Annotated in this window: 12 protein-coding genes; 8 read left to right on the top strand and 4 right to left on the bottom strand. The window is 73.1% G+C overall.

Translation table 11 applies throughout. The features are described from left to right. Positions 1-123: 123 nt before the first annotated feature. Entirely contained in the window at positions 124-1,680 is a 1,557-nt protein-coding gene (locus BMY61_RS17745; RefSeq protein WP_042452094.1) for a BACON domain-containing protein, read from the bottom strand. A 203-nt stretch (positions 1,681-1,883) separates the two neighbouring features. Between BMY61_RS17745 and radA the strand changes: the two genes are divergently transcribed. Together radA and disA are read left to right on the top strand one after the other, a co-directional pair. Next, complete coding sequence (gene radA, locus BMY61_RS17740) at positions 1,884-3,467, top strand: DNA repair protein RadA (protein ID WP_082015261.1); 1,584 nt, start codon at positions 1,884-1,886, stop codon at positions 3,465-3,467. A gap of 162 nt (positions 3,468-3,629) precedes the next feature. Further along, a complete protein-coding gene (gene disA, locus BMY61_RS17735) occupies positions 3,630-4,736 on the top strand; it encodes a DNA integrity scanning diadenylate cyclase DisA (protein ID WP_042452096.1) in 1,107 nt (368 codons plus the stop codon). 8 nt (positions 4,737-4,744) lie between these two features. Here the strand turns inward: disA and BMY61_RS17730 are convergent, their stop codons facing one another. Both BMY61_RS17730 and BMY61_RS17725 read right to left on the bottom strand, forming a co-directional pair. Further along, the gene (locus BMY61_RS17730; RefSeq protein WP_082015262.1) at positions 4,745-6,094 is read right to left on the bottom strand and encodes a chloride channel protein; all 1,350 of its coding nucleotides are present in this window, start codon (positions 6,092-6,094) and stop codon (positions 4,745-4,747) included. Positions 6,095-6,195: 101 nt separating this feature from the next. After that, positions 6,196-7,053, bottom strand: coding sequence for a hypothetical protein (locus BMY61_RS17725; protein ID WP_143094406.1), 858 nt, complete (start codon positions 7,051-7,053; stop codon positions 6,196-6,198). Between the two features lie 139 nt (positions 7,054-7,192). Between BMY61_RS17725 and BMY61_RS17720 the strand changes: the two genes are divergently transcribed. The 5 genes from BMY61_RS17720 (at position 7,193) to BMY61_RS17700 (ending at position 12,358) form a co-directional block, all read left to right on the top strand. After that, positions 7,193-7,885 carry a response regulator transcription factor gene (locus BMY61_RS17720; RefSeq protein ID WP_042452097.1) on the top strand — a complete coding sequence of 231 codons (693 nt, stop codon included), beginning with the start codon at positions 7,193-7,195 and terminating at the stop codon, positions 7,883-7,885. Positions 7,886-7,893: 8 nt separating this feature from the next. Beyond that, positions 7,894-9,336 (top strand): sensor histidine kinase, encoded by a 1,443-nt coding sequence (locus BMY61_RS17715; protein WP_042452100.1) that lies wholly within the window; start codon positions 7,894-7,896, stop codon positions 9,334-9,336. A gap of 138 nt (positions 9,337-9,474) precedes the next feature. Further along, positions 9,475-10,344 carry an HhH-GPD family protein gene (locus BMY61_RS17710; protein ID WP_042452102.1) on the top strand — a complete coding sequence of 290 codons (870 nt, stop codon included), beginning with the start codon at positions 9,475-9,477 and terminating at the stop codon, positions 10,342-10,344. Between the two features lie 116 nt (positions 10,345-10,460). After that, entirely contained in the window at positions 10,461-11,072 is a 612-nt protein-coding gene (locus BMY61_RS17705; RefSeq protein WP_042452103.1) for a TetR/AcrR family transcriptional regulator, read from the top strand. A 173-nt stretch (positions 11,073-11,245) separates the two neighbouring features. Next, positions 11,246-12,358, top strand: coding sequence for a ferritin-like domain-containing protein (locus BMY61_RS17700; RefSeq protein WP_042452106.1), 1,113 nt, complete (start codon positions 11,246-11,248; stop codon positions 12,356-12,358). Positions 12,359-12,380: 22 nt separating this feature from the next. On the opposite strand, the gene BMY61_RS17695 is transcribed toward BMY61_RS17700, so the two are convergent. Continuing rightward, a complete protein-coding gene (locus tag BMY61_RS17695; RefSeq protein WP_042452109.1) occupies positions 12,381-13,337 on the bottom strand; it encodes a hypothetical protein in 957 nt (318 codons plus the stop codon). Positions 13,338-13,490: 153 nt separating this feature from the next. Here BMY61_RS17695 and BMY61_RS17690 point away from each other — a divergent pair, with 153 nt between their 5' ends. Beyond that, positions 13,491-13,811: a trypco2 family protein gene (locus tag BMY61_RS17690; RefSeq protein ID WP_042452113.1), complete on the top strand. Its 321-nt coding sequence runs from the start codon at positions 13,491-13,493 to the stop codon at positions 13,809-13,811. Position 13,812 lies beyond the last annotated feature (1 nt).

Raw genomic sequence — 13,812 nt, 5'->3', positions numbered from 1 at the left:
CCAGGGGCGCGAGGAGCTGCGCGAGAAACCACCCTGTTCGGATGGCCCTGCGCGTTGAGGACCATCCGCACGCCGTCGGTTCCTCGCGCAGTTCCTCGCGCCCCTGCCGGAGTGCAACGTCCCTCAGTGTGTAGCGACCGGCGTCGGCGAAGCGCTGTCGCTCGGGCTCGTGGACGGGGTCTGCGACGGGCTCGGCGTAGGCGTCGGGGTCGGGGTCGGGGTGGGCGACGCGGTCGAGGGGCTGGGGCTGGGGCCGCTGCGGCGGTTGCCGGGGCCGGAGAGGGTGACCACCGCGCCCGAGGGCTGGAAGACGATGCGGGCCGACCACGGGTCCGCGGGCGCGGCCGACTCGTCGACGCTCACCAGCACGGTCAACTGCGCGCCCGGCGCGAGCGTGCCACCGTCGCGGCTGAGGCGGAGCCAGGACGCGTTCGTGCTCGCCGTCCACAGCAGGGGGCTGCCGCCGGCGTTCGTCAGGGTGATCACCGTACGGTCACCGGACTGGGCCGCGCCGATCCGCAGCTCCCCGGGGCCGCTCTGCAGCCCGCCGCCGCGTCCGCCCGCGTCCGGCGTGCCGCTCGCGGGAGAGGGCGACGCCGAGGGCGAGGGCGAGGCCACGGTGAAGGCGATGTTCTCGCCGAGGTGGCCGCCGCCCTGCGTCGTCGCCCCTGCGGACGGCGTCGCCGCGGCGAGGCCTGGCTGCGCGGCCAGCGCCGAGGGCGAGGCCTGCGGCTCGCTGACCCGGACCGAGGTGACCTGCGCCGCCGGAACGCTCGGGCCACCGCCCGCGTGCACGGCCCACATCGCGACGACCGGACCGGCGACCACGGCCGCCGCGACGGAGCCGAGGACGGCCCGCTGCCGCACCACCGCGGCCTGCTCCCGCTCCGGCGTGGCGTGCTGCGCGAAGCCCCGGCGGTCGAAGCGCGGCTCGGGGACGTCCTCCAGCGCCGAGGCGGTGGCGCGCAGCGCAGCGCGAGGCAGGTGCACCAACGGCAGCGAGCCGGCCGCGCGGAAGGTGCCCGGCCACGGGCCCTCCGCCGCGCCGCGCTCGGCCGTGCCCCGGCAGGTCGGGCAGTCGTCCAGGTGGCGCACCAGCTCGTTGCGGAGCGCCCGGCCGAGGACGGGGCCGCGACCGCGGCCGAGACGGCTGAGCTCGGGGCAGGCGTCGGCCGTGAGCACGGCCAGCGCGGCGGCGGTGCGTTCCACCTCGCACACGCCCTGGGTGAGCAGCAGCCCGACGGCCTCGACCCGGACGCCGAGGACCGCGGCGATCTCCTCGGTCTCCAGCGAGTGCCGCCCGGCCAGCTCCAGCGCCTCGCGCTGGGCGGGCGTCGTGCCCGCCGCCTCCGGCCAGGCCAGCCGCGCCAGCCGCGACCGCGCGGCGGCGGACTGTGCCGTCCCGGGCTGCGCCGTCACGGGCTGTGCCGTCACGGGCTGGGCCACCGCCGGCCGGGGCGCGCCGGCCTGCGCCCGCTCCTCGAGCCGCACCAGGCAGACGTAGCGGGCGAGCGCGTACAGCCACGCCCGCTCCAACTCCGGCCGCCGCAGCCGCCGACGGTGGCGCGCGGCCAGGTGGCGCGTCTGCCGCACGGCGGCCACGGCCTCGTCCTGGTCGCACAGCACCGAGAGGCTGTAACTGAACAGCGCGTCGGCGAGTCGGTCCTGCAGGGTCTCCACGCATCCGACGGTAGAGACGGCACGCCACCCCCTCCCCGGAAGCCACCCCCCTTCCATCCTTTCGGGTGAGGCGGCGAGCTCGGCCGCCGACTCCCGGCGATACGTCGGTATACGCGCTATGTCGATCACCTGATCGCGCGGGATGAACCGTGGCGTGACCGGGCCGTCCGGCGTTGTCAGTGGGCCCCGGTAACGTCTCCCGCATGGCCGCGCGATCCAGTTCCTCCAAAGCCCCTCGGAGCACCTACCGGTGCACCGAGTGCGGCTCCACGCCGCCGAAGTGGACGGGGCGGTGCACCGAGTGCAACGCCTGGGGCACGGTGGAGGAGGTCGGCGGGTCGCCGGCCGTGCGAACGACGGCGGCCGGGCCGGTCTCCACGCCGGCCCGACCGATCGGGCAGGTGGACGCGACGGTCGCGGCCTCCCGGGCGACGAACATCGACGAGTTGGACCGGGTGCTCGGCGGCGGGCTGGTGCCCGGGGCCGTGGTGCTGCTGGCCGGGGAGCCCGGCGTCGGCAAGTCCACGCTGCTGCTGGACGTCGCCGCCAAGGCGGCCGGCCCGCAGCACCGCACGCTCTACATCACCGGGGAGGAGTCGGCGAGCCAGGTCCGGCTGCGCGCGGACCGGATCAACGCCCTCTCCCCGCACCTCTACCTGGCCGCCGAGACGGATCTGGCGGCGGTGCTCGGGCACATCCAGCAGGTCCAGCCGTCGCTGCTGATCCTGGACTCGGTGCAGACGGTGGCCTCCGCCGAGCTGGACGGCGCGCCAGGCGGGCCCGCGCAGATCCGGGAGGTCGCGGCCGCGCTGATCCGCGAGTCGAAGACCCGGGCCATGTCGACGCTGCTGGTCGGCCACGTCACCAAGGAGGGCGCGATCGCGGGGCCGCGCCTGCTGGAGCACCTGGTGGACGTGGTGCTGCACTTCGAGGGTGACCGGCACGCCCGGCTGCGCCTGATCCGCGGCGTCAAGAACCGTTACGGCGCCACGGACGAGGTGGGCTGCTTCGAGCTGCACGACTCCGGCATCGAGGGCCTGCCGGACCCGTCGGGTCTCTTCCTCACCAAGCGCGCGGAGCCCGTGCCGGGCACCTGCCTGACCGTCACCCTGGAGGGGCGGCGGCCGCTGGTCGCGGAGGTGCAGGCGCTGCTGGTGGATTCGGTGATCCCCTCGCCGCGCCGCGCCACCTCGGGGCTGGACTCGCCCCGGATCGCGATGATCCTGGCCATGCTGGAGCGCCACGGCGGGGTCCGGCTCGGCAAGATGGACATCTATGCCGCCACCGTCGGCGGGGTGAAGCTCTCCGAGCCGTCCGCGGATCTGGCGATCGCCCTGGCGCTGGCCTCCTCCGCCGCCGACACGCCGCTGCCGCAGGGGATGGTGGCGATCGGCGAGGTCGGGCTTGCGGGCGAGGTGCGGCGGGTGACGGGCGTGGAGCGGCGGCTGGCCGAGGCGGCCCGGTTGGGCTTCACGCACGCGCTGGTGCCGCCGGAGCCGGGCAAGGTGCCCAAGGGCATGCGTGTGGTCGAGGTGGCCACCATCGGCGACGCGCTGGCGGCGATCCCGGGCCGTCCGGGGCGCGGCAGCCGCGAGGGCAGCCGGGACGACACGCGCGGCTCCGCCCGGCGCGCCCCGCGTCAGACGCGGGACACGGACGGCGCACAGAACCGCCGTGGCCGGGTGGACCTGACGGACGAGCGGCAGCGCGCGGTGCCGAACTACCTCGACATCCCCGACAGCGCGGACGAGCTGATGGCCGGCTGGGAGGAGATCGAACCGGAGTAGAACGGCCGATGGGTGGGTATGCGAAACGAGGCCTGTGACCAGCGTGACTGATGTGACGAAATAGCAGCGATTCCCCGACCTCCGTCATATCCGGGCACACTCACAGGCGGTCACCGGTAAACTCGTACGCGCACACCGCACCCCACCGGAGGAGTCGCCGCCGTGGCAGCCAACGACCGGGCGGATCGTTCCTCCCGCGAGGAGGCCCTGCTCCGGGCTTCCCTCAGCGCCATCGCCCCCGGCACCGCCCTGCGGGACGGCCTCGAACGCGTGCTGCGCGGCCGAACGGGCGGCCTCATCGTCGTGGGCTTCGACAAGCAGGTCGAGTCCCTGTGCACCGGCGGTTTCGTGCTGGATGTCGAGTTCTCCGCGACGCGCCTGCGCGAGCTGTGCAAGCTCGACGGCGCGGTGGTCCTCGACAAGGACATCACCAAGATCGTGCGCGCGGGCGTGCAGCTGGTCCCGGACGCGGACATCCCCACCGAGGAGACCGGCACCCGACACCGCACCGCCGAGCGGGTCAACAAGCAGACCGGCTACCCGGTGGTCTCGGTCAGCCAGTCGATGCGCCTGATCGCCCTCTACGTCAACGGCGCCCGCCGCGTCATCGAGGACTCCGCCGCGATCCTCTCCCGCGCCAACCAGGCGCTGGCCACGCTGGAGCGCTACAAGCTGCGCCTGGACGAGGTCTCCGGCACGCTCTCCGCCCTGGAGATCGAGGACCTGGTGACGGTCCGTGACGTCGCCGCGGTGGCGCAGCGCCAGGAGATGGTCCGCCTGATCGCCAGTGAGATCGCGGGCTACGTGGTGGAGTTGGGCACCGACGGCCGACTGCTCTCGCTCCAGCTGGACGAGCTGATCGCGGGCGTCGAGCCGGACCGGGAGCTGGTCGCGCGGGACTACTTCCCCGAGCGCGCCGCCAAGCGCGGCCGCACCGTCCAGGACGTGCTGACGGACCTGGAGGCGCTGACCCACTCCGAGCTGCTGGAGATCCAGACGGTCGCCAAGGCGCTCGGCTACCCGGGCACGCCCGAGGCGCTGGACTCCGCGGTCAGTCCGCGCGGCTACCGGCTGCTGGCCAAGGTGCCGCGCCTGCCGAACACCGTCATCGAGCGCCTGGTCGAGCACTTCGGCGGCCTGCAGAAGCTGCTCGCCGCCAGCATCGACGACCTGCAGACGGTCGAGGGCGTCGGCGAGTCCCGGGCTCGCTCGGTCCGCGAGGGGCTCTCCCGCCTCGCGGAGTCCTCGATCCTGGAGCGCTACGTCTGACCAGGGGTTCAGTCGAGATCGGGCGCGGTGCGCCGGAGCTTGGTGGCGACCACGAAGCTCACCACCGCGGAGACGATCATCAGCGGGGCGGCGTCCGCCGCGTTCGCGCCGACCAGCAGGATGGCCAGCAGTGACGCGGTGACCGGGAGCCCGGTGATCGCCGCACCGGAGGCGGCCAGCCCGATGGAGAGGCCGGAGGCCGTGCCCAGGCCGGGCAGGCCGGAGCAGGCGATGCCGATCGCCGCACCGATCAGGATCGCCGGGAAGATGGGCCCGCCGCGCAGCGAGCCGAGGCTGATGCCCCAGGCCAGGCCCTTGAAGAGGACCAGGAGCACCAGCGCGCCCACGCCCCAGGCGTGCGGGTCGGCGGCCAGCTGCCCCAGGGTGGCCTGGCCGGAGAGCGCGGCCTCCTCCGGCGATCGGCCGGTGAACAGGCCGTAGGCGGCGATGCAGACGCCGACCGCGACCGCGCACAGGATCACCCGCAGGCCCGTCCGGCGACGGGTGAACAGGGCGGTGCTCCAGCCGAGCGACTGCGCGCCCACGACCACGACCGCGACCAGGGCCGCGACGGGCACGCTCCACAGGAACTCGGTCGCCTCGGGGACGCCGCTGGTGGGCAGGCTCGGCAGGGTCAGGGCGCCGATGCCGAGGCCGGTCCAGTGGCCGAACCCGGTGAAGACGACCGCGCCGATCCCGCTGGCCAGCAGGCACGGGACGACGAGCAGCAGCAGCTGGGGGCCGCCCAGCCCGGCGGCCTCCAGCACCATCACGCAGCCGACCAGCGGATTGCCGAAGATCGTCGCGATGGCGGCGGTGGAGCCCGCCGTGCCGACGATGCCCGCCACGCTGGGCTGGGCGTCGCGCTTGGCCTGGGCGACGGCCAGCAGCGCCAGGCCGGCGCCCAGCGCCATCAGCGGCGCCTCCGGGCCGAGCGAGACGCCGAGCGGCAGCGCGATCAGGGCGGCGAGGACGACCGAGGGCAGCGCCTTCGGCGGCACAGGTGGCCCGCCCAGGCCGCGGACCGGCAGGTGGCCGCCGTGTCCGGTCATCCGGGTCAGCACCGGCGCGATCAGCAGTCCGGCCAGCGCGAGCGTCGGCAGCGGCCACCACCACGGGGGCTGGTCGTAGCCGAGCTGCTGGGGGGCCGACGTCCAGACCCAGTGCTGGAGCTGGTGCTCCAGACCGACGAAGCCGAACGCCACGAGTGAGACGGGGACGCCGATCACGACGGCGAGGACGAGCAGCTTCAGATAGCCGGGGCTGAGCAGCACCGCCTTGAGCCCCAGCGCCCCCGGGGCCTCCGACGGGGTGGGGGTCGGTGGAGCGGGTTCGGAGCTTGCCTGGTGCGACGCCATGGGCACAGCTTCTGTCCCCGCGGCTCACCCCACCGCCCAGACATACCGGACAATCTGACGACTCACCCGTTCGGGCGAGCCCGCGTCGGACCCCTCGGGCGTCAGCTGCCGAACGGCGCGAGCTTGAACCAGTGCTGCGGCTGCGCCGAGACACCGCCGATGCCGATGTGGGCGACATACGTCCCGGCCGGGGCGTTGCCGCCGCCGCTGCCCGGGGTGCAGCCCGGCTTGGAGGTCGTCCGGCCCCAGCCGAACAGGGCGGTCAGCGGACCGTCCCCGGCCGCCGGGACGGCGTACCACTGGGCCGAGGTGTCCTTCGGGCAGTTGCCGGAGGACCACACCTGCGCGCCGGTGTCCGAGGTGATGCTGAGGACCGCCGACTTCGACCCGAGGTCCACCTTGCAGGCGGAGCCGCTGGTGTTGGTGATCCCCAGCTGGAAGGCCGGGAACTGGGAGGGCCGGTAGGTCTGCGCGGTGCTGGTCAGCGACAGGTCGAGGTCGGTGGCCGCGCAGGTCTGGAGGTTCAGGGTGCCGGACTGGTTCGGCGTGAGCGCCCCGCCGGTGCCCGTCCCGCCGGAACCCGAACCGCCTGAGCCGGTCGAGCCCGTACCGCTGGAGCCGGTACCGCTGGAGCCCGAGCCGCCGGTCACCACGGGAGCGCCGCTGGGGGCCGCCGTGGGGGCGCCGGAGCCGGAGGCACCCGTGCTCGGCGCCGCCGAACCGCCGCTGCCACCCGTCGCACCGTCGTTGGACCCACCGCGGCCCGTCGGGCCGGGCGTGAGCGAGCTCGCCGGCGTTCCGGTACTGCCCGCGTTGGCCTTCCGGTCCCCACCACCACCGCCGAAGGCCAGCACGGAGACCAGCACGGCGACGACCCCGAGGGCCGCGAGCACGACGAGACGGCGCCGCCAGTAGATTGACGCCGGCAGTGGTCCGACAGGATTGCGCAAGGAAGGCACGAGCAAACCTTACGAGAGTTCCACCCCTGCTCTGTGCAACACCGCCGTACCTGCTGCTTCTTCTTTCACATCATCGTCCTGTTCGGCCGACTGGTGGTCAGTACTGGGCCGTCGGGCTGGCGTTACTCCGGGAGGCGTTATGTCGGGGCGCGTGCTCGTCGTCGACGACGACGCGGCGATCCGCCGCTCGCTGGAACGCGGGCTGCGGCTGAGCGGGTTCACCGTGCTCGTCGCGGCCGACGGCGCCGTCGCACTGGACCTCGTCGCGACCGCCGCACCGGACGTCCTGGTGCTGGACGTGTCGATGCCGGGCCTGTCCGGTATCGAGGTCTGCCGCCGGATCCGGGCGGGCGGCGACGAGACGCCGGTGCTGATGCTCTCGGCCCTGGACGAGCTCGCCGACCGCGTCGCCGGCCTGCAGGCCGGCGCCGACGACTACCTGATCAAGCCCTTCGCCCTGGAGGAGCTGGTGCTTCGCCTGCACGCCCTGCTGCGGCGACGCCCCGCACCCGCCCCGACGGAGGTGCTGCAGGCCGGCCCGGTGGTGGTCAACCCGACCACCCGCCAGGCGTACCGCGACGGCACCGAGCTGCGGCTGACCCGCCGCGAGTTCGCGCTGCTGGAGCAGTTCGTCCGCAACCCCGGCATCGTGCTCACCCGCGACCAGTTGCTGGACCGGGTCTGGGGCTACGACTTCGAGGTGCGCACCGACGCCGTCGACACCTTCGTCAGCTACCTGCGGCGCAAGCTGGAGGAGGGCGGACGCTCCCGCCTGCTCCACACCGTGCGCGGTGTCGGCTTCGTGCTGCGAGAGGCTGGACCCAACAGATGAGGCCTGCGATGAAGCTCTCCACGCGGCTGGCACTGTGGGTCGGCCTCACCGTGCCGCTGGTGGTGCTGGCGCTCGGCGCGCTGCTGATCGGGCTGGTCACGCACGACCTGCGCCAGCAGCAGAACGACCGGCTGCGCTCGCAGGCCGCGGCGCTCAAGCCGGACGTGCAGACCGTGCTGTCCGCGGACCTGAACGGGCACCCGGCAGTCGCCCGCACGCGCAACAAGCAGGTCCTGTCCGCCGCACTGGACTCGGGCGTGATCGTCTTCGACCGGCAGGGCCAGCAGGTCCTGGAGGGCGGCCCGCGGCCCGGCGCCGCGGTCGCCCTGCCCCCGCCCAGCGGCAGGCCGGTCAGCCTGCCGGGCTTCCGCGCGGTCGGCGTCTCGCTCGACGGCCGGGCGGCGGGCGGGACGCTCTGGGTCTTCTCCCCGGACAGCTCCGTCAGCACCCAGGTCGCCACGGTCCGCACCAACGTCCTCCTGGCCGCGCTGCTCGCGGCCCCGCTGGCCGGCCTGCTGACGCTGGCCCTGGCGCGTCGCGCCACACGCTCGCTGCGCACGCTCTCCGGGCAGGCCGCCGCACTGGATCCGCGGGACGGGGCGGACGCCTTCCGGCACCGACGCTCCGGTGTCACGGAGGTCGACGAACTCGCGGGTGCGCTCGGCACCGTCCTCGCCCGCTACGACGAACAGGCCGCGCGCACCGGTGAGGCCCTGGAGACCGCCCGCGCCTTCGCCTCCGCGGCCTCGCACGAGCTGCGCACCCCGCTGATGTCCATGCAGACCAATCTCGACGTCCTCGCCGCGCACCCCGACCTGCCGGTCGGGGAACGGGCGGAGGTCGTCACCGATCTGCGCGTGGAGCACGGGCGGCTGCTGGAACTGCTGACCGCCCTGCGGACGCTGGCGCGCGGCGATCTCGTCGAGGCGGACGCGTTCACCGAGGTCGACCTGGGCGAGCTGGTCGACTCCTGCGTGGCGGCCGTCGGCCGCGCCCGCCCTGAGGCGTCGTGGGGCTTCACGGGTGGCTACGGCGTACGGGTCCGGGCCTGGGAGCCCGGCCTGAAGATCATGGTCACCAACCTGCTGACCAACGCGGCGGTCCACGGCCACCTCCCGGGCCGGCCGGCCCGGGTCGAGGTGGGCATGGCCGTGCTCGGCCAGGACGCGGTGCTGACGGTCGACGACCGGGGCCCGGGGATTCCCCCGGCTCGCCGCGCGGAGGTTTTCGAGCGCTTCGTCCGCGGGGCCGACAGCCCCGGCTCGGGTCTCGGCCTGACCCTCGTCGCCCAGCAGGCCGCCCTGCACGGCGGATCCGTGTCCATCTCGGACGCCCCGGGCGGCCACGGCACCCGCTTCACGGTCCGCCTCCCGCTCAGCGGCACGCCCTTCGCGGAGCCGACCCAGCGCAACTGGCTGACCCAGACGCTGCAGCTTCGAACAGTGAGGTAGTTGCACTCTCCAGGGGCGCGGGGAACTGCGCGACAAGCCACCGACGTGCGGATGGTCCTCAACGCGCAGGACCATCCGCAGCGGGGGGTTTCTCGCGCAGTTCCCCGCGCCCCTGGGGGTTGCAACTAAGCTCGCTGCGTGAGCGCTCTCCACTCCCCCGTCCTCGCCTGGTACTCGACTGCCGCGCGGGACCTCCCCTGGCGGAGTGAGGACGCCACCCCCTGGGGCGTGATGGTCAGCGAGTTCATGCTGCAGCAGACCCCCGTCAAGCGCGTGCTCCCCGTCTACGAGGAGTGGCTGCGCCGTTGGCCCACGCCGCAGGCGCTCGCCGCGGAGGCGGCCGGTGAGGCCGTGCGCGCGTGGGGGCGGCTGGGCTACCCCCGCCGGGCGCTGCGCCTGCACGCCGCCGCGACCGCGATCACGGAGCAGTACGGCGGGGAGGTCCCGCGCGAGCACGCGCACCTGCTCGCGCTGCCGGGGGTGGGCGAGTACACCGCCGCGGCCGTGGCCTCGTTCGCGTTCCGTCAGCGGCACGCGGTGCTGGACACGAACGTGCGGCGGGTCTTCGCGCGGGCCGTCACCGGCCAGGAGTACCCGGCGAACGCGACCACCGCGGCCGAGCGCCGCACCGCGGCGACGCTGCTGCCGAATGACCCGGAGACCGCGGCCACCTGGGCGGTCGCGGTGATGGAGCTCGGCGCGCTGGTCTGCACCGCGCGGACGCCCGACTGCGGGCGCTGCCCGATCGCGCGCGCCTGCGCGTGGCGGCAGGCGGGCTCGCCGCCGTGGGAGGGGCCCGCGCGACGCGGGCAGAGCTACGAGGGGACCGACCGCCAGGTGCGCGGCAAACTGCTCGCGGTGCTGCGGGAGGTCCCCGGCACGGTGACCCAGGCGCAGCTGGACGCGGTCTGGCCGGACGGTGTGCAGCGGGCGCGCGCCCTGGACGGTCTGGTCACGGACGGTCTCGTGGAGCCCGTCGCACCGGGCGTCTACCGACTGCCGGGGTGAACGACCGGCCGGCAACCTACTTGCCGACCGGCTAGTTGCGCTGAAGAGAGCACGCTAAGCTCGTGCTAGCCCTGCGCAACGAGACGCGGACGATTCGGCGGAGCGAGTAGACAGCGATGACCACCCAGACCCCCCGTGGCGACACCCGGGAGCGCATCCTCGACGTGGCTCTCGAGCTCTTCGTCGAGCACGGGTACGAGAAGACCTCGCTCCGCGAGATCGCCGACGGTCTGGGCGTCACCAAGGCCGCGCTCTACTACCACTTCCGCACCAAGGAGGACATCCTCGCCGGGATCGTCGCGAGGATCTCCGAGCCGATCGAGCAGACCATCGCCTGGGGGCAGGAGCAGCAGTACAGCCCGGAGGTCCGGGACGAGATCCTGCGCCGCTTCGCCGAGGGGATGGCCGACCGGCAGCCGATCCTGCGGTTCTTCCACGAGAACCAGCCGGCCATCCGCGAGCTGGAGGTCGGCAACGCCTTCAAGGAGCGGATCATCGTGCTGACCCGGCTGATGCAGGGGCCGAACCCCTCCTTCGAGGACCGGGTCCGCGCCACCGTCGCGCTGATGACGATCAACATCGCCTCGTTCGTCACGGACGCCCACGCGAACGAGCAGTGCGTGCGCGAGCTGCCGGAACTGCCCGACGACGAGACCCGCCGCGAGACCGCGCTGCGCATCGCCCTCGACGTCGCGGACCGGATCGGCCAGGCCACCGCCGAGGCGTGACGGCCTTCGCCGTACGCCCCTGTTGACACCGAGTCAATACCCGGGTGCCACAAGGATCCGTCCCACCGGAGTGCCCGCTCCCTGTCACCGGACGCCCTTGTCCGGTTGATATTGCCATGTGACGCTCGCTCTGAGCCCTTCCGGCGTCCAGTTCGGCCCATAGGAGCGAGTCAATGTCGACGTTCGACCTGTACACCACCAAGCCCTCCGACCAGGACGGGCAGTGGACCGTCCCCGCTTCCGGCTCCGCGCGCTTCAACTGGGAGTACGACGAGGGCCGCGAGCGACTGCTGAACCTGTACCAGAAGGGCAAGGACAAGCAGTGGGACCAGGTCAAGCGCATCGACTGGTCCCTGGAGGTCGACCCGTACGACCCGCTGGGCGTCCCCGACGAGGCGATGACCCTCTACGGCACGCCCTACTGGGACAGGATGAGCGAGGCCAACCGGGCGGATCTGCGCCGGCACTACGCCTCCTGGCAGTTCAGCCAGTTCCTCCACGGCGAGCAGGGCGCCATGGTCTGCGCGGCCCGCATCGTGGAGTCGGTGCCGGACATGGACGCCAAGTTCTACTCGGCCACCCAGACCATGGACGAGGCCCGCCACGTCGAGCTGTACTCGCGCTTCCTGCACGAGAAGATCGGGATGCTCTACCCGATCAACGACAACCTGCAGTCCCTTCTCGGCGACACCCTGCGCGACTCCCGCTGGGACATGCCCTACCTCGGCATGCAGGTGCTGATCGAGGGCCTGGCCCTGGCCGCCTTCGGCATGTTGCGCGACACCACCAGCAAGCCGCTGCCCAAGCAGCTGCTCGCCTACGTGATGCAGGACGAGGCGCGGCACGTGGCCTTCGGCCGGATGGCGCTGCGCGACTACTACGCCGAGTTGTCGGCGACGGAGCTCGCCGAGCGCGAGGAGTTCGTCATCGAGGGCTGCTACCTGATGCGGGACCGGCTGCGCGGGGTGGAGGTGCTGGAGAACTTCGGCATCCCGAAGAAGGACGCGGAGGAACTCAGCGAGAACAGCGAGTACCTGCAGTTCTTCCGCAAGCTGCTGTTCTCGCGGATCGTGCCGTGCGTCAAGGACATCGGCCTGTGGGGCCCGAAGCTGCAGCAGGCCTACCTCGACATGGGCGTCTTCGAGATGGGCGACTCCAACCTCGACGCGCTGATGCAGCAGGACGAGGAGATCGCCGAGGCGCTGGACGCGGAACGCTTCGCGGCCGAGGAGGCCGCCCGCGTCGATGAGGTCGCCGAGGCGATCACCCAGGGCGCGGAGGCCTGAGCGATCGCCTCGCGGCGAGAGGTCAGTGCGTGACGGTGACCAGGCGGTCGGCGGAGGCCAGGAACGGGTCGTAGGCCGCCTGGATCAGCACCTTCTGGGACGTCGGGGCGCCCGCGTTCCAGCGGACCAGGCGCATCCGGAAGGTGTAGCTCACGCTCTGGCCGTTGGCCCAGTGCGCGGGGAGCTTCGGCAGCCCGGCGCCGTCGGTGTCGAGCTGCACCCAACGGCCGTTCTCCCACAGGTCGTAGGCGATCGTGGCGGCCGACGCACCGCCGCCGGGCAGCTGCTCGACGATCCACGGCTCCAGCTTCTGCGTCACCGCGGCGCCGGTGCGGTTGGTCAGCGTGTAGCGCAGGACCAGCGGCTTGCCCGGGGCCAGCACGTTGCCGCCGGTGAGCGACTGGACGATCGGACCACCGGTGCGCGCGGTGCCGACCTTGAGGTCCAGCGAGCGGCTCACCTCACGGCCGTCCCGGGTGTCGGCGTTGAAGCCGAAGTAGAAGCGGTCGTCGTTGAGCGGCCAGGCCTTGGTCGCGGCCAGGCTGACCTTCCAGGTGTAGGTGCTGTGGGCCGGCAGCACGAAGGTGCCGTTGACCTGACCGTGCTTGGGGTAGAGGAAGCCGAGCATGCCGCCGTCCTGGCCGCCGAACTCCACCGTCGTCGCCGGGGCGTGGACCGGTGTCACGTTCAGCTTGACGTCGGTCCCGTCCAGGGAGAGCGCGCCGTGCGCGCTGCCGCCGACCTCGACGCCGAACGAGACCGCCTTCCCGGTGGGGTTGGCGATGGAGAGGTCGAACACCTTCGCCCGCCCGCCCGGCATCAGCGGGCCGGACTGGACCCGGCCGAGCGTCATCACCAGCGGGCTCTTACCTGCGACCGGCTTGGCGGTGGCGGCCTGCGCCACCCCGGGCAGGACGACGGCCGCCCCTGCGGCGGCGACGGCGACGGCCCCGGCGAGAACCTTGCGACGAGCGGACATGAACGGACCCCCACGGATGCTCAGTTGACGGCCGCCCACTGGCGGCACCCTGAAGCCTGACGGGGGGCCGTCGTCGTGTGATCGTCGTTCCGTCGCAGCTTCGCAACAGCCGAAAATCCGTTCGCCGCACCGTAGATCAGGGATCATGGCGGGATGGACGAACCCCGCGTCGAGCTCGCCGACGCCATCGAGGCCATCCGCACCCAGCTCGTCGACGCCGCCGCGCGCGGCGCCGACTCCGAACTGGCCTTCGAAGTCGGCGACATCCAGTTGGAGTTCACCGTCGAGCTGATCCGCGACCGGGCGGTCAAGGGCGGCGTCAAGGCCTGGGTGCTGACGGGCGACTACGAGTCCCGGCACGGGACGCACCGGACGCAGCGGGTGGCGGTGACGCTGACGCCCCGGCTGCGCTCGACCGGCGGACGGGTCGAGGTGGAGAACCCGAACCGGGCCGAGGTGGACGAGAACTTCTGAG

The sequence above is a fragment of the Streptacidiphilus jiangxiensis genome (genome assembly GCF_900109465.1).
Lineage (GTDB): Bacteria > Actinomycetota > Actinomycetes > Streptomycetales > Streptomycetaceae > Streptacidiphilus > Streptacidiphilus jiangxiensis.
This window is presented reverse-complemented; position numbering and strand designations above follow the sequence as displayed.